Consider the following 21,741-nt stretch of genomic DNA (forward strand, 5'->3'; position numbering starts at 1 on the left):
CTGCCATCTGATTGGAGTTTGATGACCATGAGTGTGGAAACTCAAAAGGAAACCCTGGGCTTCCAGACCGAGGTGAAGCAGCTGCTGCACCTCATGATCCATTCGCTGTATTCCAACAAGGAAATCTTCCTTCGCGAATTGATCTCGAACGCCTCTGACGCTGTCGACAAATTGCGCTTCGAAGCCCTGTCCAAGCCTGAGTTGCTGGAAGGTGGCGGCGAACTGAAAATCCGTGTGAGCTTCGACAAGGACGCCAAGACCGTCACCCTCGAAGACAACGGTATCGGCATGAGCCGTGAAGATGTAATCACCCACCTGGGGACCATCGCCAAGTCCGGCACTGCCGACTTCATGAAAAACCTGTCGGGCGACCAGAAGAAGGATTCGCACCTGATCGGTCAGTTCGGTGTCGGTTTCTACTCGGCGTTCATCGTCGCCGATAAAGTCGACGTGTTCAGCCGTCGTGCCGGCGCGGCCACCAGCGAAGGCGTGCACTGGTCGTCCAAGGGCGAGGGTGACTTCGAAGTGGCGACCGTCGAGAAAGCCGAGCGTGGCACTCGCATCGTGTTGCACCTCAAGTCCGGTGAAGAAGAGTTCGCCGACGGCTGGCGCCTGCGCAACATCATCAAGAAGTACTCCGACCACATCGCCTTGCCGATCGAGCTGCCAAAAGAAGTGGCTGCCGCCGAAGGCGAAGAGCAACCGGCCGCCGAATGGGAAACCGTCAACCGTGCCAGCGCTCTGTGGACCCGTCCTCGCACCGAGATCAAGGACGAGGAATACCAGGAGTTCTACAAGCACATCGCTCACGATTTCGAGAACCCGCTGAGCTGGAGCCACAACAAGGTCGAAGGCAAGCTCGAGTACAGCTCGCTGCTTTACGTCCCGGCCCGTGCTCCGTTCGACCTGTACCAGCGTGAAGCGCCAAAAGGCCTGAAGCTGTACGTGCAGCGCGTGTTCGTCATGGATCAGGCCGAGTCGTTCCTGCCGCTGTACCTGCGCTTCATCAAGGGCGTGGTCGATTCCAACGACCTGTCGCTGAACGTGTCGCGGGAAATCCTGCAGAAAGACCCGATCATCGACTCGATGAAGTCGGCGCTGACCAAGCGTGTGCTGGACATGCTGGAAAAACTGGCGAAGAACGAGCCTGAGCAATACAAGGGCTTCTGGAAGAACTTTGGCCAGGTCATGAAGGAGGGCCCGGCAGAAGACTTCGCCAACAAGGAAAAAATCGCCGGTCTGCTGCGATTCGCGTCGACCCAAGGCGCTGATGAAGAGCAGAGCGTTGGTCTGGCCGAGTACCTGGCGCGCGCCAAGGAAGGTCAGGACAAGATCTACTTCCTCACCGGTGAGTCCTACGCGGCCGTCAAGAACAGCCCGCACCTGGAAGTCTTCCGCAAGAAAGGCATCGAAGTGCTGCTGCTGACCGACCGTATCGACGAGTGGCTGATGAGCTACCTCAGCGAATTCGACGGCAAGAGCTTTGTCGACGTGGCGCGTGGCGACCTGGACCTGGGCAACCTGGACTCCGAGGAAGACAAGAAGGCTGCGGAAGAAGTCGCCAAGTCCAAAGAGGGCCTGGTCGAGCGTCTGAAAACTGCCTTGGGTGACGCTGTTGCCGAAGTGCGGGTGTCCCATCGCCTGACCGACTCGCCGGCGATCCTGGCCATCGGCGAACAGGACCTGGGCCTGCAAATGCGCCAGATCCTCGAAGCCAGCGGGCAGAAGGTGCCGGACTCGAAGCCGATCTTCGAATTCAACCCGGCTCACCCGCTGATCGAAAAGCTCGACAACGAGCAGAGCGACGAACGTTTTGGCGACCTGTCGCACATCCTCTTCGACCAAGCCGCCCTGGCGGCAGGCGACAGCCTGAAAGACCCGGCCGCGTACGTGCGCCGTCTCAACAAGCTGCTGGTTGAACTGTCGGCTTAACCGAGCTGCAAGAAAAAACCCGCTTCGGCGGGTTTTTTTATGCCTGTGTTTCTCCTGTGGGAGCGAGCCTGCTCGCGATGAGGTCGGCACATCCAGCATCTTCGCAGGCTGACACATCGTCATCGCGAGCAGGCTCGCTCCCACAAGGGCTCATCGGTGACATCGAGATTCCCCTGTAGGAGCGAGCCTTGCTCGCGATGAGGCCGGCACATCCAACGTCATTGGCGCCTGACACACCGCTATCGCGAGCAAGCTCGCTCCTACAGGGGATCAGTGTCGGGCACACATTGCGAGGCTGCTGAGATTCACTGTAGGAGCGAGCCTTGCTCGCGATGAGGCCGGCACATCCAACGTCATTGGCGCCTGACACACCGCTATCGCGAGCAAGCTCGCTCCTACAGGGGATCAGTGTCGGGCACACATTGCGAGGCTGCTGAGATTCACTGTAGGAGCGAGCCTTGCTCGCGATGAGGCCGGCACATCCAGCATCATCGGCACCTGATACACCGCCATCGCGAGCAAGCTCGCTCCTACAGGGGCTCAGGGCAATTCGATGCGCTCGGCTTCTCCGGGTACGGTCGGCCAGTCTCCGGCTGCCCATCGACGGCGTGCCTCATCGATGGCCGCCGGATCACTCGCGACGAAGTTCCAGTTGATGCGTCGCGGTCCGTCCAGTGGGGCGCCACCGAATACTACGGCGTGTGCGTCGCTCTCGGCGAACAGGGTCATTTCCTGCCCTGGGGGCAACACCACCAGGGCATGGGGTTCGATCAGTTCGCCATCGAGCTGTACGGCGCCATCGAGCACATACAGCGCGCGCTCTTCGTGTTCGGTAGGGATCAGCAGCGTCGTCGCGGTTTGCAGGTGCAATTCGGCATACAACGTAGGAGAAAGCACCGGCACCGGGGATTCCAGGCAAAAGCCCGACCCGGCAATCATGCGGATCTTCACTCCGAGGTTATCGCTGACCGGCAAGGTCGCCGCCGGGTGATGGCTGTAGTGCCCCGGCCCCTGCTCATGGTCCTTGGGCGAAGCCAGCCAGATCTGCAGGCCATGCAGGGTGAACCCGCTGGCTTTCAACGCCTCGGGCGTGCGCTCGACGTGGGCAATGGCGCTGCCCGCCGTCATCCAGCTGACGTCACCGGCGTTCACCACCTGGTCGGAGCCAAGGCTGTCCTTGTGCTGCACCGCACCCTCGAACAGGTAGGTCAGGGTCGACAGACCAATGTGCGGATGCTGACGGATATTCATGCCTTTACCTGCCGGATAGCGGGTTTCGAGCATGTGGTCGAAAAACACGAAAGGCCCGACGCTGCGGCATTTGGCTGACGGCAACGGGCGAAGAATCGGCTGACCTTCGACATCTTCGGCGCGGGGGCGGATCACAAGCGGAGTGTTCATGGTGCATTCCAGGCTGAGCGGGTGACGCGTGGAGCATAACCCGCTTGCCCGGCCATTGCCGCTATTGGCTGAAGGCTCCTTCGGACAGATGGGTTTCGATGCTGACGTCGGTGGTGGTCATCAGCTTGTGGATCGGGCAGCGGTCGGCCACGCGGTGCAGTTCATCGCGCTGGGCGTCGGTGAGCACACCCTTGAGGGTCAGTTTGACGTGCAGGGCGTATTTGCCTTTGAGTTCTTCGCTGTTGTCGCGTTTGACCTCGACCGTGACGCCGGTGAGCGGGATGTTTTTCTTCTTTGCATACAGCTTGAGCGTCAGTGCCTTGCACGCACCGAGGGCGGCGTCGAAGTAGTCGTGCGGCTCGGGTGCAGAACCTTCGCCGCCAGCGGAAGGCGGCACATCGGCAAACAGTTCGTGCTCATCGATTTCGATGGCGTGGCGAAAACCTTCAGCGGAAACGGTATTGACGGTAACGGTCATGGGATACCTCGCAAGTCGGAAAAGTCGTACGTTGAAAAATGACCCTGCTGTTATAGAGCATTCCGGTGGATACGCGTTCCACTTTCTTGCCGCTGAACCCTGTCTCGCATGCTGCGGTCTACGCTGTTTGACACCCTGGAGATCACCTGTGCCCCTGAACCGCTTGAGCCTCGCCTGGTTGTCGGTACTTTGCAGCGCGTGCGCCGAAGCTCGCGAATATGCCTACAGCGACGCGCACCTGCATTACGTGGATTTTTTCCAGGAAAGCGCAGGCATGCCGAAATTGCTCAAGGCCATGGCGGACAATCGCATCGAACACGTGATGATTTCCGGCATCCCGGTGGCCAAGAAGTGGCATGAAGACGAGCCGAAGCGTCCGCGCTATTACGCCGGCGATGACGCCGACGCCTATTGGTACAGTGCCACCGACACCCTCGTCGCGGCGGCGGTGAACGGGCTGACCGCCGAGCAGCGTAGGCATTTCCATCCGTTTCTGTCGGGCTTCAACCCCAACGACAAGAACTCCGCGGCGCATATCCAGCGCATGCTCGATCTCAATCCCGGCCTGTGGCAGGGCATTGGCGAAGTCTTCACCCGGCATGACGACCTGACGGCGCTGACCTCCGGCGATACGCCTCGGGCGAACAACGAAGCGATGACGCGCATTTATCACCTCGCCGCCGAGAACGACCTGCCGGTGATGCTGCATTCGAACATCACCTCCAAGCGCGAGAAGAATCCGCTGTACCTGGCGGAAGTCGAGGAGCCGCTGCGCAACCATCCGCACACCCGCTTCATCTGGGCGCACGCCGGTACCAGCGCGGAGATTCATCGGCATCAGACCCGGCTGGATTTCCTGCTACCCACCCTGACGCGGATGCTGGAAGCCTACCCCAATCTGTTCGTCGATCTGTCCTGGAGCGTGCTGACCCCCTATCTGCTGGATGAGCAGGGCAGGCCGCGTGAGGAATGGTTGCGGCTGGTGGAGCGTTTTCCCGAGCGCTTCATGATCGGCTCGGACGTGGTAGGACGTTTCAACAAGCTTGGAAAGGAGCTGCGCAGCTTCGATCCATTTCTGGATGCGTTGCCGGAGGAGGTGGCGAGAAAAGTCGCTCGGGATAACTTCCTGGCGATCCTGCCGCGGACGGTTCAGCGATAAAACCCGGACAAAAAAATGCCCCGCATTGGCGGGGCATTTTCGTGATCAGTTGCCTTTGACGGTCTTGCCGTTGACCTTGCCGTCCAGGAGCATGATGTTGTACTCCTTGCCGTCGGTCTCGACCTGTTGCAGGCGAACCAGCAGGTAATCCCAGTCCTTGGCGAACCACAGCACGGTGGTGCGCTTGCTTTGTGTCGGGTCGCGCACGCGCTCGACCTTGACTGCGTCGATCTGGCCGGCCTTGGTGTCGACCTTTTCCGAGCCCAGTACGCGGAAGTCATAGGTATCGACTTCGCCATCGTCCACGACCTGGTAGCTCATGCTCTTCTTGCCGGCGGCCACGTCATGTTGCAGGGCCAGCTGGTAAGTGGATTTGTCGACCATGCCACGGTTGAGCGGGATGTTGACGGCATCGCCACGGTCGGTACCGGTGACTTTCTTGGCGGTCCAGTCGAAATCCAGGTCAGCCTTCTTGGCTTTGCCCAGGCCACCACGTTCAAAGTGGTAGGACTGAGGCAGCAGGGTGTCCTTGTCCAGGGTCAGGGTGCTTTCCTCGGACAGGCTGGCGATCATCATCGACGCCTTGAAGCTGAGTTTCCAGACGCCGTTGGCTTCCTTGGTCAGGCTGCGCTCGGCGGTGCCGCTCATGGGCAGTTGCTTCCAGTCGGCGGTGTAGCTGGCGGAGAAAGGTTGAAGGTCTGCCGCCTGCGCAAAGGGCAGGGTCAGCAGAGCGCAGGCGAGGAGCAGGGCGCGACGCATAAAATCTCCTAGGTTCGAATCAAGTGGCCAGTGGCCGCGAGTAACTTGCCATCCAGTAAAGCACCCTGGTCACCCAGCGCTAGACGCCCTTCGGCGAACCAGAGTACGGCCATCGGGTAGATCAGGTGTTCCTGGGTGTGGACTCGTTGGGCCAGACTCTGCGGTGAGTCGTGCAACTCTACCGGTAATACTGCCTGTACGACCAGTGGTCCGCCATCGAGTTCCTCGGTGACGAAGTGCACGGAACAGCCATGCTCCGTGTCGCCGGCCTCCAGCGCGCGCTGATGAGTGTGTAACCCTTTGTATTTGGGTAGCAGCGAGGGATGGATGTTGAGCAGGCGGCCCGCATAGTGGCGCACGAAGTCAGCACTGAGGATACGCATGAAACCGGCCAGGACGACCAGTTTGGGCTTGAAAGTGTCGATCAGTTCGATCAGGGCGGCGTCGAAGGCCTCGCGGCCTTCGTAGCCCTTGTGATCCAGGGAGCGGGTGGCAATACCCGCGTCCCTGGCGCGTTGCAGGCCGTAGGCGTCGGCGCGGTTGGAAATCACCGCAGCGATGCGGACCGGGCTGTCGCCGGTCCGCGTGCTGTCGATCAGGGCCTGCAAGTTACTGCCGGTGCCGGACAGCAGCACCACGACATCACAGGTGGCAGGCATCAGTGCGCCTTGAGGTTCTTCAGTTCAACCTGGGCCGCGCCTTCGGCAGCGGTGGCGATCTGACCGATGACCCATGGCTGCTCGCCGGCTTCACGCAGGACGTTCAGCGCGGCTTCGACGTGCTCCTGGGCCACGCAGATCACCATGCCAACGCCGCAGTTGAGGACGCGGTGCATTTCGTGCTCGTCGACGTTGCCTTTCTCTTGCAGCCAGTCGAACACGGCAGGGCGGGTCCAGCTCGCGACATCGACCACCGCTTGTGCGCCTTTTGGCAGCACGCGCGGGATGTTGTCCAGCAGGCCGCCACCGGTGATGTGGGCCATGGCCTTGACCGCGCCGGTTTCCTTGATCAGCTTGAGCAACTGCTTCACATAGATGCGGGTCGGGGCCATCAGCAGGTCGGTCAGCGGCTTGCCGTCGAGCTGGGTGTTTTCGATGTCGGCACCGGACACTTCGATGATCTTGCGGATCAGCGAGTAGCCGTTGGAGTGCGGGCCGGACGATGGCAGGGCGAGCAGGGCATCGCCAGCGGCGACTTTCGAGCCGTCGATGATTTCGGCTTTTTCCACGACGCCAACGCAGAAGCCGGCCAGGTCGTAGTCTTCGCCTTCGTACATGCCTGGCATTTCAGCGGTTTCACCGCCGACCAGGGAGCAGCCGGACAGTTCGCAGCCAGCGCCGATGCCGGTCACGACCTGGGCGGCGGTGTCGACGTTCAGTTTGCCGGTGGCGTAGTAGTCGAGGAAGAACAGCGGCTCGGCACCGCAGACCACCAGGTCATTGACGCACATGGCAACCAGGTCGATGCCGATGCTGTCGTGTTTGTTCAGGTTCAGTGCCAGGCGCAGCTTGGTGCCCACACCGTCGGTGCCGGAAACCAGCACAGGCTGTTTGTAGCCGGCCGGGATTTCGCAGAGGGCGCCAAAACCGCCCAGGCCGCCCATGACTTCCGGGCGCGCAGTGCGCTTGGCGACGCTCTTGATGCGTTCGACCAATGCTTCACCGGCGTCGATGTCTACACCGGCGTCCTTGTAGCTCAGGGAGGGTTGCTTGCTCATGATCCAGGCCTTTAGGGGGAATTTCTGGGGTAACGACCGAGTCCAGTGGGACCGCCGAAAAACGAAGGGCAAATGCCATGCGCACATTTCAGGGGGCCCGGCTGTTGCCGGTCTGCGAAGGCGCGCGATTTTATCAGGCTTGAGCAGCAGCGGCCATCCTCAGGCCGACCGCAGGGGCATATCCAGAGAAAAAAACCACTATTGCCGGCGTGCCTGGCTCTATAAGGTAGGGCGATTAACCGTCTATCGTTAAGGCAGTGCGAAAAACATAACCGGGACGGGTGAATGTTTTGCGTCGGGCGATGGTCACAGCCTTGCTCGGTTGTCTTCATGCGGTCAGTTCCAGCCGCGCTTGTCGTCAGGAATCTTCCATGCGTTTTATCAGATCGTTGTTCTTGGGTTGTTTGTCCCTTGTCAGCCTGGCGAGCCATGCCGAAACCGTCAAAAGCCTGTATCAGGTGCGTGAACCCGTAACCAGCCAGGCGCCCGAGGAGCGGGACCAGGCCACCCAGCGTGCGCTCGATACCCTGGTGATGCGTCTGACCGGCGATCCCAAGGCCGCGCAAAATCCGGGGCTGGCAGATATTCGCAAGGACCCGCAACAGATCATCAGCCAGTACGGTTTTGAGGCGGGCCCGCCGGAAGTCTTGAAGGTCGATTTCGATCCGGCCAGCACCGGGCAGGCGTTGCGCCGCGCCGGGCTGTCGCTGTGGGGGGCCAATCGTCCCTCGATCCTGGCCTGGTGGCTGAACGATTCCACCGAAGGTTCGAGCCTGGTCGGTGATGGCCAGGCCAGCGCCGAGCCGCTGCGCCGTGCCGCGCAGCACCGTGGGTTGCCCCTGCGCCTGCCGCTGGCAGACCTGAGCGAGCAACTGGTTGCCACCGCGCCGACCCTCGAAGGGACGGATCCTGCCCCCTTGCACGATGCCTCGGAGCGTTACAACGCCGATGCCTTGCTGGCCGTGCATGCCCGCGAGGAAGGTGGGCAATGGCAGGCCAAATGGCACCTGTGGCTGGGCGATCAGAAGGAAGCGGGCAGCGTCCAGGGCGCGGATCAGGCCGCTGTCGCCGACGCGGTGATGCTGGCGGTCAACCAGCGGCTGGCACCGCGCTTTGTGGTCAAGCCGGGCGCGTCGGGTGAGCAATTGCTGGAAGTGCAGGGCATGAACCTGGAGCGCTACGCGACGCTGGGGCGTTTGCTGGAACCGTTCAATGCGCGGCCGGTGAGTGTCGATGCCGACCGCATTCTTTACCGGGTCAATGGCAGCGCCGAGCAGTTGCGCTCGCAGTTGTCGCTGGCGAAATTGCAGGAAGTCCCGGCTGGCGAAGCGCCGGCCCCTGCGGCACCGGTGCAGCCCGTGGTCGCCGGTGCGGCACCGGCCGCGGCGCCCACGCCAGCCCCTGCGCCGCAATTGCGTTTCCGTTGGTAAGGTTTTCTTTCTTTATATAGATGCGAATGGAGTGGTACATGGCCGATACGCGGCGTTGGTTCTGGTTGGGTGGGGTGATTCTGCTCTGCGCGTTTATCTGGCTGTTGCACCCGATTCTGTCGCCGTTCCTGGTGGCGTTGTTGTTGGCTTATCTGTTCGACCCGCTGGTGGATCGTCTGGAGAAGGCCGGGTTGTCCCGAACCTGGGGCGTGGTGGCGGTGTTCGCATTGTTCACGCTGGTGTTCACGGCGTTGTTGCTGGTACTGGTACCGATGCTCGCCAAGCAGCTGATTCGCCTGTATGAGCTGGCGCCGCAGATGCTCGACTGGTTGCAGCACACCGCGCTGCCGTGGGCGCAGTCGAAGTTCGGTTTGTCGGATGGTTTCTGGAAGTTCGACAAGGTAAAGGCGGCGATCAGTGAGCACATGGGCCAGACCACCGACATTGTCGGCGTGGTGTTGAGCCAGGCGACCGCCTCCAGCCTGGCGTTGATCGGCTGGCTGGCCAACCTGGTGCTGATCCCCGTGGTGAGCTTCTACCTGCTGCGGGATTGGGACCTGATGATGGCCAAGATCCGCAGCCTGTTGCCCCGTGACCGCGAAGAGCGCGTCGTGAGCCTGGCGGGGGAGTGTCACGAAGTGCTGGGCGCATTCGTGCGCGGGCAGTTGCTGGTGATGGTCGCGCTGGGCGTGATTTATGCGGCGGGGCTGATGCTGGTCGGGCTGGAGCTGGGGCTGTTGATCGGTCTGATTGCCGGCCTGGCGGCGATCGTGCCGTACATGGGTTTCGTCATCGGGATTGGTGCGGCACTGATTGCCGGCCTGTTCCAGTTCGGCGGTGATCTGTACCCCATGATCGGTATTGTCGCGGTGTTCATGGTCGGACAGGCGCTGGAAGGCATGGTACTGACGCCTCTGCTGGTGGGTGACCGGATCGGCCTGCACCCGGTGGCGGTGATCTTCGCGATCCTGGCCGGCGGCGAGCTGTTCGGTTTTACCGGCGTGCTGCTGGCGCTACCGGTGGCGGCGGTGATCATGGTGCTGGTGCGTCATGTCCACGATCTGTACAAGGATTCGGATATCTACAGCGGTGCCGATGATCCTGAACTCTGATGTTCGTCGTGGATACCGGCCTGATTCGTCGTCAGGCCGGTCCACGGCTGTCACATACGCCGTCAGCAAAACGCCCGGGAAAGCGGTCCACTGACGCAAACCTTTGATTTTGCTTGTGGTCTGTCGGATTGTGCGGCCAGCGTCACGGGTATAAACTTCGCAAACTTTACACAGAGGCCACTAACGGTTCATTTGGAACTGTTCAGTCAGCATGAAACCGATTCAGCTGCCCCTAGGTGTGCGTCTGCGTGATGACGCCACCTTTATCAATTACTACCCAGGCGCCAATGCCGCTGCACTCGGCTATGTCGAGCGGCTTTGCGAAGCCGATGCCGGCTGGACCGAAAGCCTGATTTACCTCTGGGGCAAACATGGGGTAGGGCGTACGCATCTGTTGCAGGCGGCCTGCCTGCGCTTCGAACAGATGGGAGAACCGGCGGTGTACCTGCCGCTGGCCGAGCTGCTGGACCGCGGTGTGGAAATTCTCGATCACCTCGAACAATACGAGCTGGTGTGCCTGGATGACCTGCAGGTCATCGCCGGGCGTGCGGATTGGGAAGAGGCGATGTTCCACCTGTTCAACCGCCTGCGCGACAGTGGGCGGCGCCTGTTGATCGCCGCATCGACTTCGCCGCGTGAGCTGCCGGTGAAACTCGCCGACCTCAAATCCCGCCTGACCCTGGCGCTGATCTTTCAGATGCGCCCGTTGTCCGACGAAGACAAATTGCGTGCCCTGCAATTGCGTGCTTCCCGTCGCGGCCTGCACCTGACGGACGAAGTGGGGCACTTTATCCTGACTCGCGGCACCCGTAGCATGAGCGCGCTGTTCGACCTGCTGGAGCAGCTCGATCAGGCCTCCCTTCAAGCGCAGCGCAAGTTGACCATCCCGTTTTTGAAAGAAACCCTGGGCTGGTAAAGGCCGCGTTTTTCGCGGCTTCCGGCATATTTCAGGCGCCAGTAAACCCGCTTTCCTACAGGGTGCAGGCTGCGCGAGGGTCTAAATGGGGCTTAAGCGCTTAGATGTAAACGCGAAAACGAAAAGTCACAAAAGTTTCGATTGAATTTGCAAATGAGGTTGATAGCGGGCATAGTCTCGGCTTCTTTACAACTATCAGCCACGGTCGTGCCCATGCTAAAGCGCTTCGCACCCCTCGTGCCTCTCGCACTCGTTACCCTGTTGTTCGGTTGTGCCGCCCACACTCCAGTGTCGGAGCAGGCGCCTCAACAACAGGTCAGCAACAACAATTCCGTTACTGCTCAATCGTCGTCCGAGCGTTTCCAGCAAGAACTGGAAACCGACAAGGAACTGGCCAACTTCGCCGAAGGCAAGTCGTACCAGCTTCCAGTTCTGGCTGACAGCATTCTCGAACGCGGCATGTCCCTGATCGGTACCCGCTACCGTTTCGGCGGCACCTCTGAAGCCGGCTTCGATTGCAGCGGTTTCATCGGCTACCTGTTCCGTGAAGAAGCGGGCATGAACCTGCCACGCTCCACCCGCGAAATGATCAACGTCGATGCGCCGCTGGTTTCGCGCAGCGCGCTCAAACCAGGCGATCTGCTGTTCTTCGCCACCAATGGTCGTCGCGGTCGTGTCAGTCACGCCGGGATCTACCTGGGCGACAACCAGTTCATCCACTCCAGCAGCCGCAAAAGCGGTGGTGTTCGGGTCGATAGCCTGGGTGACAGCTACTGGAGCAAGACCTTCATCGAAGCCAAGCGCGCACTCGCGATGGCGCCGACCGTGGTTACCGCTCGCAAGTGATTCTCCGGCCCGGCGCCATGTCCGTGGCGGCCAGGGCCAGCCAGTAACCGCACCGGTTACAGGGTGAACTTAAAGTCTTACTTGAAGTTTGCCCTATAAGCGCTAGAATTCTTATCCATGATTGATGGCAAACCGCCTGCACCCTGCGCAGGCGGTTTTCTTTTCTGTCTCCCGGGCAGAAAAAAAACGCCCCGACCGGATCAGGATGTTCTGCTTATGACGATGTCGGCCCGCTTCACGCTCATACTCTTCGCCGCGCTGCTCAGCGCCTGCGCCAGCCGTACGCCGCCCGCTCCGGTGGTTCGCGCGCCCATTGTCTTTGGTTCTCCGCAAGCGGCTTCGCCGGAAGCCGAAGACGTGCTGTTTCGCGCGTTGGGCCTGGTCGGCACGCCGTATCGCTGGGGTGGCAACACGCCGGATTCCGGTTTCGATTGCAGCGGTCTGATCGGCTATGTTTACCGCGACGCTGCCGGCATTTCCCTGCCGCGTACCACCCGCGAGATGATCACCATGCAGGCCGCCGATGTGGGCAAGGAAGGCCTGCAAAGCGGTGACCTGGTGTTCTTCGCCACCAATGGCGGCTCCCAGGTCAGCCATGCCGGCATCTATGTCGGCGAAGGTCGTTTCGTCCATGCGCCGGCCACCGGTGGCACGGTCAAGCTCGACAGCTTGTCCAAGGCGTATTGGCAGAAAGCCTACCTGAGCGCCAAGCGTGTTCTGCAACCCGAGCATCTGGCGCGCAATCCATAGTCCTGCAGAGGTTGTCATGACCGCTCGCACGCTCAATCTCGATGACGCGCTGTACCAGTACCTGCTCGACGTGTCCATGCGCGAAACGCCGCTGCTCAAGCGCCTGCGCGACGAAACCCAGGCGCTGCCGATGGCGCGCTGGCAGGTGGCACCGGAGCAGGGGCAGTTTCTCGCCTTGCTGGTCAAACTCACGGGTGCCAGACGACTCCTGGAAATCGGCACCTTCACCGGCTACAGCGCCTTGTGCATGGCGGCCGCTTTGCCGGATGACGGCGAATTGATCTGCTGTGATGTGCCCGGCGACTACAACGCCACCGCACGCCGTTACTGGCAGGAGGCGGGGCTGGCTGAGCGCATCGACCTGCGCCTGGCGCCTGCGCTGCAAACCCTGGCGCAACTGGACGAGCCCGGGCAGTTCGACCTGATCTTCATCGATGCCGACAAGGCCAATTACCCCCACTACCTGGAGCACGCCTTGCGCTTGTTGCGCGTGGGCGGCCTGGCGGTGTTCGACAACACCTTGTGGAGCGGGCGGGTGCTCGAACAGGCCCCCGAGAGCGCAGACACCCGCGCCATCCAGGCGCTTAACCGTGCGTTGAAGAGTGATGCACGGGTGGATCTGTCGCTGTTGCCGCTGGGGGATGGGTTGACGCTTTGTCGTAAGCGTTAAATCACTGTCTGTGTGGATTGCCTCTGTGGGAGCGAGCCTGCTCGCGATTGCGGTGGTGAATGCACCGACGTCATCGCGAGCAGGCTCGCTCCCACAGGGAAGGATTGTGTAGCGGTCACTTGAGGGCAGACACCCGCCAAACCTTATTCCCCACATCATCAGCCACCAGCAGGTCGCCCTGGCGGTCGATCACCACGCCTACCGGCCGGCCCATGGCTTTCTCCTCGTCATTGAGGAAACCGGTGAGCACATCGACCGGTGCGCCATTGGGCTTGCCGGCGCTGAAGGGCACGAAGATCACCTTGTAGCCGCTGTGTGGCTTGCGGTTCCACGAGCCGTGCTGGCCGATGAACGCGCCTTCCTTGAATTGCGCCGGCAACGTGTTGCCCTCGGCGAAGGTCAGGCCCAGTGAGGCGGTGTGCGGGCCCACTGCGTAATCCGGGGCGATGGCCCTGGCGACCAGGTCGGGGTTTTGCGGCTCGACGCGTACGTCGATGTGTTGGCCGTAGTAACTGAACGGCCAGCCATAAAAACCGCCATCCTTGACCGAGGTGATGTAGTCCGGCACCAGGTCGCTGCCGATTTCATCGCGCTCATTGACCGCGGTCCACAGGGCGCCGCTGTTTGGCTCCCACGCCAGGCCGTTGGGGTTGCGCAGGCCTGAGGCGAAGATCCGGTGACTGCCGCTGGCGCGGTCCACTTCCCAGATCGCCGCGCGGCCCTGTTCCTTGTCCATGCCGTTTTCGGCGACGTTGCTGTTGGAGCCCACCGTGACGTACAGCTTGCTGCCGTCCGGGCTTGCAATGACGTTCTTGGTCCAGTGGTGGTTCAGGGTGCCGCCGGGCAGATCCAGGACTTTGGTGGGCGCTGACTTGATCGTCGTGTCGCCCTCCTTGTAGTGAAAGCGCAGCAGGCTGTCGGTGTCGGCGACGTACAGATCATTGCCGACCAGGGTCATGCCAAACGGTGAGTTGAGGTTTTCCAGGAACACCGTGCGGGTTTCGGCGACGCCATCGTGGTCCTTGTCGCGCAGCAGGGTGATGCGGTTCGCGCTGGGTACGCCGGCGCCGGCGCGGCCCATGACCTTCTTGGTGATCCAGCCCTTGATACCCTTGCTGTCGTCAGGCTTGGGCGGTGCGTTGGTTTCGGCGACCAGCACATCGCCATTGGGCAGCACGTACAGCCAGCGCGGATGATCGAGACCATCGGCGAACGCGGCCACCTGGGTGCCGGGCGCCGCCGTGGGCCTGGCACCGGCCGGCCAGCCGATGGCCGGGGCGATGTTCATCGTCGGGAACAGGGTTTTGTTCGGTGGCGGCAATTGCGGCGCCGGGCCGGTGCCGTCGGAGACTTGCAGGGTGGAGGTTTCACCGCAGGCGGCGAGCCCTGCGGCGAAGGCGATGACAAGAACGGGCGGGAGCTTGCGCATGCTGATCTTCCTGTGAAGGCACCTGATCAGTAGAGAAGCGCAAGCCCGCGATGGTTCAACCGGTCAGCCGCGGGCTTCCTTGAACAGCACGGCGATGCCGGGATGGTAGTTGCCGGCTTCGTTGCGCAACTTGCGGTAGGCGTAGGGGAAGTACCAGGCCACGGCACAGGAGTGTTCCTTTTGCAGGTCATCGACCATGTCCTGCAACTCTTCCGGCGTGGCGCCGTGCTGGGCCTTTTGCGGTGCGACGAACAGGCAGCCCAGTTTCAGGTCGCTGGTGTAGCTGATGCGCTTGGCATCGCTGGTGATCTCCGCCAGCGCCTGGGTCAGGTTCAGGCTGTTGACCCGCGGCCAGCGCTGGGTCGCTTGCAGGTAGACGCGTGTTTCGCTGGAGGCGATGAACAGGTCGGCGCGCGCGTTGCGTTCGCCTTCTTCGATTTGCTTGCGGGTCTGGGTGTCTTGCAGGGTGACCATCTCGGCCATCCAGGCGGCGGCCGCGAGCAGGCCCAGGTTGGCTTTTTCGTCGTGCCAGTAAGGCGTGTCGTTATCGCCACGCACGGCGTTGTAGCGGTCGATACAGTCAAACCAGCGTTCCAGCAGCGGGCGCAGGAATTCCAGTCGCGGATTGCTGATGTTCATGCCTTGCATGGGACTCACCCTTGTTCTTGTGATGTTGGGTTTATGGCTCTTTGATATCACTGTTGAAAGTGTGGCACAAGATTGGCGTCATTTTATTGATCGACGGCAGTGATTCGTCTGTTGGCGCCCCCGGCTTTAATTGACGCTCCACCCCCAACCCTCTAACCTTCGCGGCTTGTTTCAGGTGCTCTGTGACCGCGGTCGACAGAGTGAAACAGGGAAGCCGGTGAGTGCGTGCACGATCCCGGCGCTGCCCCCGCAACGGTAAATGAGTGAAAGCTGTGTTTTGAGCCACTGTGTCGCAACCGACATGGGAAGGTGCGCAGCCAGGCGTGAGGCCGCTCATGAGCCCGGAGACCGGCCTGATTCAATCCAGCGGCATCACGGTGGGCGATGCCGGGCTTCCTGCCTTCTATTCTTGTGCCTGCCCGCCGTTTTTCAGCTTCAACGGAGAGCTCCCCCATGACTGATTCCCCTGATCGTGACGACCGCCATCTAGCGCGCATGCAGCGCAAAAAGGCCGTGATCGACGAACGCATCGCCAACTCGCCCAACGAATGCGGCCTGCTGCTGGTGCTGACCGGCAATGGCAAAGGCAAAAGCAGCTCGGCTTTCGGCATGCTTGCCCGCTCCATGGGCCACGGCATGCAGTGCGGCGTGGTGCAGTTCATCAAGGGGCGCAACAGCACCGGTGAAGAATTGTTCTTCCGCCGTTTCCCGGAGCAGGTGCGTTTCCACGTGATGGGCGAGGGCTTCACCTGGGAAACCCAGGACCGCCAGCGCGACATCGCGGCTGCCGAAGCGGCATGGGCGGTGTCCCGTGAACTGCTCAGCGATCCTTCGATCGGTCTGGTGGTGCTGGACGAGTTGAACATCGCCCTCAAGCACGGCTACCTCGACCTCGATCAAGTGCTCAGCGATTTGCAGGCGCGCCCGCCGATGCAGCACGTGGTGGTGACCGGCCGTGGCGCCAAGCCGGAAATGATCGAGCTGGCCGACACCGTTACCGAAATGGGCATGGTCAAGCACGCCTTCCAGGCCGGTATCAAAGCGCAGAAGGGCGTCGAACTGTGAGTGAGCCACGTCATTGCCCGGCGGTATTGATTGCCGCGCCGGCCTCCGGTCAGGGCAAGACCACCGTCACCGCCGCCCTGGCCAGGTTGCACCGCAACCAGGGGCGCAAGGTGCGCGTCTTCAAGTGCGGTCCTGATTTTCTCGATCCGATGATCCTCGAGCGCGCCAGCGGCGCGCCGGTGTATCAGTTGGACATGTGGATGGTCGGCGAGCAGGAAAGTCGACGCCTGTTGTGGGAAGCCGCTGCCGAAGCGGACCTGATTCTCATCGAAGGGGTCATGGGCCTGTTCGACGGCACACCGTCCAGCGCTGACCTGGCGCGGCACTTCGGTGTGCCGGTGCTCGGGGTGATTGACGGCACGGCCATGGCGCAGACTTTTGGTGCCCTGGCGCTGGGTCTGGCCCGTTACCAACCGGACTTGCCGTTCGCCGGTGTCCTGGCCAACCGTGTCGGCACCCTGCGCCATGCCCAATTGCTCGAAGGCAGCCTGACCGAAGGTTTGCGCTGGTATGGCGCGTTGTCCCGGGAAACCGCGATCGAGTTGCCGAGCCGCCACCTGGGCCTGGTCCAGGCCAGCGAATTGAACGATCTGGACCTGCGTCTCGATGCCGCGGCCGATGCCCTGGCCAGCAGTTGCGAAGTCGCGCTGCCACCGGCCGTGACATTTGCTGCACCCGAGGTGATTGCCGTCGAGCCTTTGCTGAGCGGCGTACGTATTGCCGTGGCGCGCGACGAAGCCTTCGCGTTCACCTATGGCGCCAGCCTCGACCTGTTGCGGGCGATGGGCGCCGAGCTGGCATTCTTCTCGCCGATTCGCGATTCGCAACTGCCGCCAGCCGACAGCCTGTATCTGCCGGGCGGTTACCCGGAACTGCATCACGTGGCGCTGGCGCAGAACACGTCGATGCTCGAAGCGATCCGTGCTCACCATGCCGCCGGCAAACCCTTGCTGGCCGAGTGCGGCGGCATGCTCTACCTGCTCGATTCGCTGACCGACGTCGAGGGCACTCGCGCCGACCTGGTGGGGCTGCTGGCGGGGGATGCGGTGATGCAAAAACGCCTGGCGGCGCTGGCGTTGCAGGCGGTTGAATTGCCGGAAGGCTCACTGCGTGGGCACACCTATCACCATTCGCTGACCACCACCGAACTGACCCCGATTGCCCGTGGCCTGAGCCCGAACGGTGGGCGCGGCGCGGAGGCGGTTTATCGGCAGGGGCGGATGACGGCTTCTTATGTGCATTTTTATTTTCCGTCGAATCCGGTGGCGATTGCTGCTTTGTTTGCGCCAGACCTTGAGGACGCTATCGCGAGCAAGCTCGCTCCTACAGGGGGTGAGTGTTCTGGTGTGGGAGCGGGCTTGCCCGCGATAGGGCCATGACCGACAACGCCTTCTCCGAGGCCGAACGCGCAGCGGTGTACCGTGCCATCGCCGAACGCCGCGACATGCGCCACTTCACTGGCGGCACCGTCGAGCCCGAGCAACTGCGGCGCCTGCTCGAAGCCGCGCACCAGGCGCCGAGCGTCGGCCTGATGCAGCCCTGGCGGTTCATCCGCATCAGCGACCGCCGCCTGCGCGGGCAGATCCAGGCGCTGGTCGAGGAAGAACGCATGCGCACGGCCGAGGCCCTCGGCGAGCGCAGTGACGAGTTCATGAAGTTGAAAGTCGAAGGTATCAACGATTGCGCCGAGGTTCTGGTCGCGGCGTTGATGGACGACCGTGAGCGGCATATTTTCGGGCGTCGCACCTTGCCGGAAATGGACATGGCGTCATTGTCCTGCGCGATCCAGAACCTGTGGCTGGCGTCCCGTGCCGAAGGGCTCGGCATGGGCTGGGTGTCGTTGTTCGAGCCCCTGGCCCTGGCCGACCTGCTGGGCCTGCCCGCCGGGGCCAAGCCGCTGGCCGTGTTGTGCCTGGGGCCGGTCAAGGAATTCTATCCGGCGCCGATGCTGGTGCTCGAAGGGTGGGCGCAGGAGCGTCCGCTCAACGAATTGCTGTACGAAAATTATTGGGGAGTGAGTCAATGAGTGTGGCGTTGTTGAGTGTCGCCGCGGTTGCGCTGGATGCGCTGCTGGGTGAACCCAAACGCTGGCATCCGCTGGTGGCGTTCGGTCGTTTTGCCGATCGAATCGAACAACGTTTCAATGGCGGCGGGCGCGGTTGGCGCAGCCATGGCGTGACGGCCTGGGTGATTGCCGTGGTGCCACTGACGCTGCTCGCCACGGCGTTTTCCTGGGCGCCCTATGTGGGCTGGATATTCGAGATTCTGGCGCTGTATTGCGCCCTCGGCCTGCGCAGTCTCGGCGAGCACGTCGAGCCGGTCGCCAAGGCCTTGCGCAGTGACGATCTGGACCAGGCGCGCGAGCGTGTCGGTTACCTGGTCAGCCGGCAGACCAGCGAACTGGACCCGACCGAAGTGGCACGCGCTGCCACCGAGTCGGTCCTGGAAAACGGCAGCGATGCGGTGTTTGCCGCGCTGTTCTGGTTTGCCGTGGCCGGCGCGCCCGGCGTGGTGCTCTATCGCTTGAGCAACACGCTGGATGCGATGTGGGGCTATCGCAACGAACGCTTCGAGCGATTCGGCTGGGCGGCGGCCAAGATCGACGACGTGCTCAACTACATTCCTGCCCGGTTGGTGGCCTTGACCTACGCACTGCTGGGCAAAACCCGACTCGCCCTCAAGTGCTGGCGCACACAGGGCCCGACCTGGGACAGCCCGAACGCCGGCCCGGTCATGGCCGCAGGCGCCGGGGCGCTCGGTGTCGAGTTGGGCGGGGCGGCGATTTATCACGGGCAATTGCATCAACGCCCGCAACTGGGCGAAGGTGCACCGGCGGACGCCGACTCGATTGATCGAGGCTGGCAATTGGTCCAGCGCGGGGTATGGTTATGGCTGCTGATTCTGTGTGCGGGGGCTGAATTCTATGCTTGAACACGGTGGACGGTTGCGCAAGGCGGCGCTCGAATACGGCATTGCCGAAGCCGATTGGCTCGACCTGTCCAGCGGCCTCGCGCCGTGGCCATTCGCGGTCCCGGAGATTCCCCTGCGCGCCTGGGCGCGCCTGCCGGAAACCGATGACGGCCTGGAGCAGGCGGCCTGCGAGTATTACGGTGCCGCGCAGGTGTTGCCGGTGGCCGGTTCGCAAATGGCCATCCAGTTGCTGCCGCGCTTGCGCCGGGCCGGCAAGGTCGGTGTGTTGTCGCCTTGTTACGCCGAGCACGCCGAGGCCTGGCGCCGCAATGGCTATGTCGTGCGCGAGGTGGTGGAGCAGGAAGTCGATTTTTTCATCGACAACCTCGATGTGCTGGTGGTGGTCAATCCGAACAATCCGACCGGCCTGTGCCTGACGCCCACCCGCCTGCTGGAGTGGCATTCGCGCCTGGCCCAGCGTGGCGGCTGGCTGGTGGTGGACGAAGCGTTCATGGACAACACGCCACAGTTGAGCCTGGCGCCGTTTTCCCATCTGGTCGGCCTGGTGATCCTGCGTTCCTTCGGCAAGTTTTTTGGCCTGGCCGGCGTGCGTCTGGGCTTTGTCCTGGCCGAGCGCAAGTTGCTCAAGCTGCTCGCTGAACAGGTCGGTCCCTGGGCCGTCAGCGGGCCGACGCGGGTGCTCGGGCAGGCCTGTCTGCTGGATAGCCAGGCACACGCCCGTCAACGCGTACGCGCCGCCGCGGCGAGCGAGCGCCTGGTGGTGTTGCTGGAAAAACACGGCTTCAAACCCCAGGGCGGTTGTGCCCTGTTTCAATGGCTGAGCACCGAACACGCCGAAGCGCTGCATGAGTTCATGGCCCTGCGCGGCATTCTGCTGCGCCTGTTTTCCAACACCAGCAGCCTGCGGTTCGGCCTGCCCGGCGAAGAAGCCGACTGGCTGCGGCTCGACCAGGCGCTGGAAGCCTTCAACAGAGAAACCCGATGACCACGTTAATGGTGCAGGGCACCACGTCCGACGCCGGCAAAAGCACCCTGGTGACGGCGTTGTGCCGTTGGGCGACGCGCCAGGGTGTGGGTGTCGTACCGTTCAAACCGCAGAACATGGCGCTCAACAGTGCGGTGACCGCCGACGGTGGCGAGATCGGTCGCGCGCAAGCCGTGCAGGCCCAGGCGGCTTACCTCGACCCGCACACCGACATGAACCCGGTGCTGCTCAAGCCCAACAGCGACACCGGCGCCCAGGTGATCATTCACGGGCGCGCGGTCACGACGATGAACGCGGTCGCCTACCACGACTACAAGGCCATCGCCATGCAGGCAGTGCTGGCCTCGCACCAGCGCCTGAGTGCGGCGTATCCGCTGGTCATGGTTGAGGGCGCGGGCTCGCCGGCCGAGATCAACCTGCGCGCCGGTGACATCGCCAACATGGGTTTCGCCGAAGCGGTGGATTGCCCGGTGGTGCTGATCGCCGATATCAACCGGGGTGGCGTGTTCGCGCATCTGGTCGGCACTCTGGAATTGCTGTCGCCCAGTGAACAGGCGCGGGTCAAGGGCTTCATCATCAACCGTTTTCGCGGCGACATTGCCTTGCTGCAACCGGGCCTCGACTGGCTGGAGCAACGTACCGGCAAACCGGTGATCGGTGTGTTGCCCTATGTGCTGGACCTGCATCTGGAAGCCGAGGATGGCATTGACCAACGCCAAGCCGACAAGGCCGACCAGGTGCTCAAGGTCGTGGTGCCAGTGTTGCCGCGCATCAGCAACCACACCGATTTCGACCCGCTGCGCCTGCACCCGCAGGTGGACCTGCAATTCGTTGGCCCAGGCCAGGCGATTCCGCCGGCCGACCTGATCATCTTGCCCGGTTCGAAAAGCGTGCGCAGCGACCTTGCGTACCTGCGTGCCAATGGTTGGGACAGCGCCATCGCCCGCCATCTGCGTTACGGCGGCAAGCTGCTGGGCATCTGCGGTGGCCTGCAAATGCTCGGTGAGCAGGTGCACGACCCGCTGGGCCTTGAAGGTGCACCGGGCTCCAGTGCCGGGCTGGGCTTGCTGGCGTTCCAGACCCAGCTCGAAGCCGACAAGCAGTTGCGCAATGTGCGTGGCCGCCTGGCGCTGGAGGATGCGCAGGTCTGTGGTTATGAAATCCACGCCGGCGTGACCACCGGGCCGGCGCTTGAGCAGGCGGCGGTGTTCCTCGAGGACGGCCGTTGCGATGGTGCACAGAGTGCCGACGGGCAGGTGTTCGGCACCTACCTGCATGGCCTGTTCGAGTCGCCGGCGGCCTGCGGCGCGTTGTTGCGCTGGGCGGGTTTGCGCGATGTGCAGGAAGTCGATTACCACGGGTTGCGCGAGCGGGATATCGAGCGGTTGGCGGACCTGGTGGAGAAGCATCTGGATACCGGGCTGTTGCGTAAGCTTTGTGGGATTTGAGTTGCCTGGGCTGGCCTCATCGCGAGCAAGCTCGCTCCTACAGAAGGGCAGTCGACCCCTGTAGG

At 62.4% G+C, this 21,741-nt stretch carries 21 protein-coding genes and 1 riboswitch; of the genes, 14 read left to right on the forward strand and 7 right to left on the reverse strand.

Translation table 11 applies throughout. The features are described 5' to 3' along the window. Positions 1-27 precede the first annotated feature (27 nt). On the forward strand, positions 28-1,932 hold the full coding sequence (htpG, locus tag ABVN20_RS00430) for a molecular chaperone HtpG (RefSeq protein WP_368553171.1): 1,905 nt from the start codon (positions 28-30) through the stop codon (positions 1,930-1,932). A 540-nt stretch (positions 1,933-2,472) separates the two neighbouring features. On the opposite strand, the gene ABVN20_RS00435 is transcribed toward htpG, so the two are convergent. Together ABVN20_RS00435 and ABVN20_RS00440 are read right to left on the reverse strand one after the other, a co-directional pair. After that, a complete protein-coding gene (locus ABVN20_RS00435; RefSeq protein WP_368553173.1) occupies positions 2,473-3,333 on the reverse strand; it encodes a pirin family protein in 861 nt (286 codons plus the stop codon). Positions 3,334-3,394: 61 nt separating this feature from the next. Next, positions 3,395-3,811, reverse strand: a complete 417-nt coding sequence (locus ABVN20_RS00440; RefSeq protein ID WP_368553174.1) for an OsmC family protein — start codon at positions 3,809-3,811, stop codon at positions 3,395-3,397. Positions 3,812-3,959: 148 nt separating this feature from the next. Here ABVN20_RS00440 and ABVN20_RS00445 point away from each other — a divergent pair, with 148 nt between their 5' ends. Beyond that, complete coding sequence (locus tag ABVN20_RS00445) at positions 3,960-4,970, forward strand: amidohydrolase family protein (protein WP_368553176.1); 1,011 nt, start codon at positions 3,960-3,962, stop codon at positions 4,968-4,970. Between the two features lie 45 nt (positions 4,971-5,015). Here ABVN20_RS00445 and ABVN20_RS00450 read toward each other — a convergent pair whose 3' ends face one another. The 3 genes from ABVN20_RS00450 to purM are packed head-to-tail and all read right to left on the reverse strand — an operon-like array spanning position 5,016 to position 7,446. Continuing rightward, complete coding sequence (locus tag ABVN20_RS00450) at positions 5,016-5,729, reverse strand: DUF3108 domain-containing protein (RefSeq protein ID WP_368553178.1); 714 nt, start codon at positions 5,727-5,729, stop codon at positions 5,016-5,018. An 8-nt stretch (positions 5,730-5,737) separates the two neighbouring features. Beyond that, positions 5,738-6,388, reverse strand: coding sequence for a phosphoribosylglycinamide formyltransferase (purN, locus tag ABVN20_RS00455; protein ID WP_368553179.1), 651 nt, complete (start codon positions 6,386-6,388; stop codon positions 5,738-5,740). Then, positions 6,388-7,446: a phosphoribosylformylglycinamidine cyclo-ligase gene (gene purM, locus ABVN20_RS00460; protein WP_368553180.1), complete on the reverse strand. Its 1,059-nt coding sequence runs from the start codon at positions 7,444-7,446 to the stop codon at positions 6,388-6,390. The genes purN and purM overlap by 1 nt, the downstream gene beginning before the upstream one ends. A gap of 371 nt (positions 7,447-7,817) precedes the next feature. On the opposite strand from purM, the gene ABVN20_RS00465 reads away from it, so the two are divergent. The 6 genes from ABVN20_RS00465 (at position 7,818) to ABVN20_RS00490 (ending at position 13,170) form a co-directional block, all read left to right on the forward strand. Next, the gene (locus ABVN20_RS00465; protein WP_368553181.1) at positions 7,818-8,876 is read left to right on the forward strand and encodes a DUF2066 domain-containing protein; all 1,059 of its coding nucleotides are present in this window, start codon (positions 7,818-7,820) and stop codon (positions 8,874-8,876) included. Positions 8,877-8,914: 38 nt separating this feature from the next. After that, a complete protein-coding gene (locus tag ABVN20_RS00470) occupies positions 8,915-9,988 on the forward strand; it encodes an AI-2E family transporter (protein ID WP_368553182.1) in 1,074 nt (357 codons plus the stop codon). A gap of 211 nt (positions 9,989-10,199) precedes the next feature. Beyond that, positions 10,200-10,904: a DnaA regulatory inactivator Hda gene (gene hda / locus ABVN20_RS00475; RefSeq protein ID WP_368553183.1), complete on the forward strand. Its 705-nt coding sequence runs from the start codon at positions 10,200-10,202 to the stop codon at positions 10,902-10,904. A 213-nt stretch (positions 10,905-11,117) separates the two neighbouring features. Beyond that, positions 11,118-11,750 (forward strand): C40 family peptidase, encoded by a 633-nt coding sequence (locus ABVN20_RS00480; protein WP_368553185.1) that lies wholly within the window; start codon positions 11,118-11,120, stop codon positions 11,748-11,750. Positions 11,751-11,966: 216 nt separating this feature from the next. Further along, positions 11,967-12,500, forward strand: a complete 534-nt coding sequence (locus tag ABVN20_RS00485; protein WP_368553187.1) for a C40 family peptidase — start codon at positions 11,967-11,969, stop codon at positions 12,498-12,500. Positions 12,501-12,516: 16 nt separating this feature from the next. Further along, entirely contained in the window at positions 12,517-13,170 is a 654-nt protein-coding gene (locus tag ABVN20_RS00490) for an O-methyltransferase (RefSeq protein WP_368553189.1), read from the forward strand. 115 nt (positions 13,171-13,285) lie between these two features. Here the strand turns inward: ABVN20_RS00490 and ABVN20_RS00495 are convergent, their stop codons facing one another. Together ABVN20_RS00495 and ABVN20_RS00500 are read right to left on the reverse strand one after the other, a co-directional pair. Continuing rightward, positions 13,286-14,599, reverse strand: coding sequence for a sorbosone dehydrogenase family protein (locus tag ABVN20_RS00495; protein ID WP_368553190.1), 1,314 nt, complete (start codon positions 14,597-14,599; stop codon positions 13,286-13,288). Between the two features lie 63 nt (positions 14,600-14,662). Continuing rightward, entirely contained in the window at positions 14,663-15,247 is a 585-nt protein-coding gene (locus ABVN20_RS00500) for a hypothetical protein (protein ID WP_368553192.1), read from the reverse strand. A gap of 156 nt (positions 15,248-15,403) precedes the next feature. Next, a riboswitch (cobalamin riboswitch) is annotated at positions 15,404-15,619 on the forward strand. 81 nt (positions 15,620-15,700) lie between these two features. Between ABVN20_RS00500 and cobO the strand changes: the two genes are divergently transcribed. Genes cobO through ABVN20_RS00530 form a run of 6 tightly spaced genes read left to right on the forward strand, consistent with a single transcriptional unit; the run spans position 15,701 to position 21,676 of the window. Continuing rightward, entirely contained in the window at positions 15,701-16,312 is a 612-nt protein-coding gene (gene cobO, locus ABVN20_RS00505) for a cob(I)yrinic acid a,c-diamide adenosyltransferase (protein ID WP_368553194.1), read from the forward strand. Then, positions 16,309-17,691 (forward strand): cobyrinate a,c-diamide synthase, encoded by a 1,383-nt coding sequence (locus ABVN20_RS00510; RefSeq protein WP_368553195.1) that lies wholly within the window; start codon positions 16,309-16,311, stop codon positions 17,689-17,691. Before cobO ends, ABVN20_RS00510 begins: the two co-directional genes overlap by 4 nt. Then, the gene (gene bluB, locus ABVN20_RS00515; RefSeq protein ID WP_368553197.1) at positions 17,688-18,338 is read left to right on the forward strand and encodes a 5,6-dimethylbenzimidazole synthase; all 651 of its coding nucleotides are present in this window, start codon (positions 17,688-17,690) and stop codon (positions 18,336-18,338) included. The genes ABVN20_RS00510 and bluB overlap by 4 nt, the downstream gene beginning before the upstream one ends. Continuing rightward, the gene (cbiB, locus tag ABVN20_RS00520) at positions 18,335-19,243 is read left to right on the forward strand and encodes an adenosylcobinamide-phosphate synthase CbiB (RefSeq protein ID WP_368553199.1); all 909 of its coding nucleotides are present in this window, start codon (positions 18,335-18,337) and stop codon (positions 19,241-19,243) included. Before bluB ends, cbiB begins: the two co-directional genes overlap by 4 nt. Further along, complete coding sequence (gene cobD, locus ABVN20_RS00525) at positions 19,236-20,228, forward strand: threonine-phosphate decarboxylase CobD (protein WP_368553201.1); 993 nt, start codon at positions 19,236-19,238, stop codon at positions 20,226-20,228. The genes cbiB and cobD overlap by 8 nt, the downstream gene beginning before the upstream one ends. Beyond that, positions 20,225-21,676: a cobyric acid synthase gene (locus ABVN20_RS00530; protein ID WP_368553202.1), complete on the forward strand. Its 1,452-nt coding sequence runs from the start codon at positions 20,225-20,227 to the stop codon at positions 21,674-21,676. The genes cobD and ABVN20_RS00530 overlap by 4 nt, the downstream gene beginning before the upstream one ends. The last annotated feature ends 65 nt before the right edge of the window (positions 21,677-21,741 follow it).

Source organism: Pseudomonas sp. MYb118 (genome assembly GCF_040947875.1).
Classification (GTDB): domain Bacteria; phylum Pseudomonadota; class Gammaproteobacteria; order Pseudomonadales; family Pseudomonadaceae; genus Aquipseudomonas.

What these genes read in the sequence shown, in the direction of transcription:
- htpG (WP_368553171.1), top strand. Translation starts at nt 28, where the DNA reads ATGAGTGTGGAAACTCAAAAGGAAACCCTGGGCTTCCAGACCGAGGTG.
- ABVN20_RS00435 (WP_368553173.1), bottom strand. Translation starts at nt 3,333, where the DNA reads ATGAACACTCCGCTTGTGATCCGCCCCCGCGCCGAAGATGTCGAAGGT.
- ABVN20_RS00440 (WP_368553174.1), bottom strand. Translation starts at nt 3,811, where the DNA reads ATGACCGTTACCGTCAATACCGTTTCCGCTGAAGGTTTTCGCCACGCC.
- ABVN20_RS00450 (WP_368553178.1), bottom strand. Translation starts at nt 5,729, where the DNA reads ATGCGTCGCGCCCTGCTCCTCGCCTGCGCTCTGCTGACCCTGCCCTTT.
- purN (WP_368553179.1), bottom strand. Translation starts at nt 6,388, where the DNA reads ATGCCTGCCACCTGTGATGTCGTGGTGCTGCTGTCCGGCACCGGCAGT.
- purM (WP_368553180.1), bottom strand. Translation starts at nt 7,446, where the DNA reads ATGAGCAAGCAACCCTCCCTGAGCTACAAGGACGCCGGTGTAGACATC.
- ABVN20_RS00465 (WP_368553181.1), top strand. Translation starts at nt 7,818, where the DNA reads ATGCGTTTTATCAGATCGTTGTTCTTGGGTTGTTTGTCCCTTGTCAGC.
- ABVN20_RS00470 (WP_368553182.1), top strand. Translation starts at nt 8,915, where the DNA reads ATGGCCGATACGCGGCGTTGGTTCTGGTTGGGTGGGGTGATTCTGCTC.
- hda (WP_368553183.1), top strand. Translation starts at nt 10,200, where the DNA reads ATGAAACCGATTCAGCTGCCCCTAGGTGTGCGTCTGCGTGATGACGCC.
- ABVN20_RS00480 (WP_368553185.1), top strand. Translation starts at nt 11,118, where the DNA reads ATGCTAAAGCGCTTCGCACCCCTCGTGCCTCTCGCACTCGTTACCCTG.
- ABVN20_RS00485 (WP_368553187.1), top strand. Translation starts at nt 11,967, where the DNA reads ATGACGATGTCGGCCCGCTTCACGCTCATACTCTTCGCCGCGCTGCTC.
- ABVN20_RS00490 (WP_368553189.1), top strand. Translation starts at nt 12,517, where the DNA reads ATGACCGCTCGCACGCTCAATCTCGATGACGCGCTGTACCAGTACCTG.
- ABVN20_RS00495 (WP_368553190.1), bottom strand. Translation starts at nt 14,599, where the DNA reads ATGCGCAAGCTCCCGCCCGTTCTTGTCATCGCCTTCGCCGCAGGGCTC.
- ABVN20_RS00500 (WP_368553192.1), bottom strand. Translation starts at nt 15,247, where the DNA reads ATGCAAGGCATGAACATCAGCAATCCGCGACTGGAATTCCTGCGCCCG.
- cobO (WP_368553194.1), top strand. Translation starts at nt 15,701, where the DNA reads ATGACTGATTCCCCTGATCGTGACGACCGCCATCTAGCGCGCATGCAG.
- bluB (WP_368553197.1), top strand. Translation starts at nt 17,688, where the DNA reads ATGACCGACAACGCCTTCTCCGAGGCCGAACGCGCAGCGGTGTACCGT.
- cbiB (WP_368553199.1), top strand. Translation starts at nt 18,335, where the DNA reads ATGAGTGTGGCGTTGTTGAGTGTCGCCGCGGTTGCGCTGGATGCGCTG.
- cobD (WP_368553201.1), top strand. Translation starts at nt 19,236, where the DNA reads ATGCTTGAACACGGTGGACGGTTGCGCAAGGCGGCGCTCGAATACGGC.
- ABVN20_RS00530 (WP_368553202.1), top strand. Translation starts at nt 20,225, where the DNA reads ATGACCACGTTAATGGTGCAGGGCACCACGTCCGACGCCGGCAAAAGC.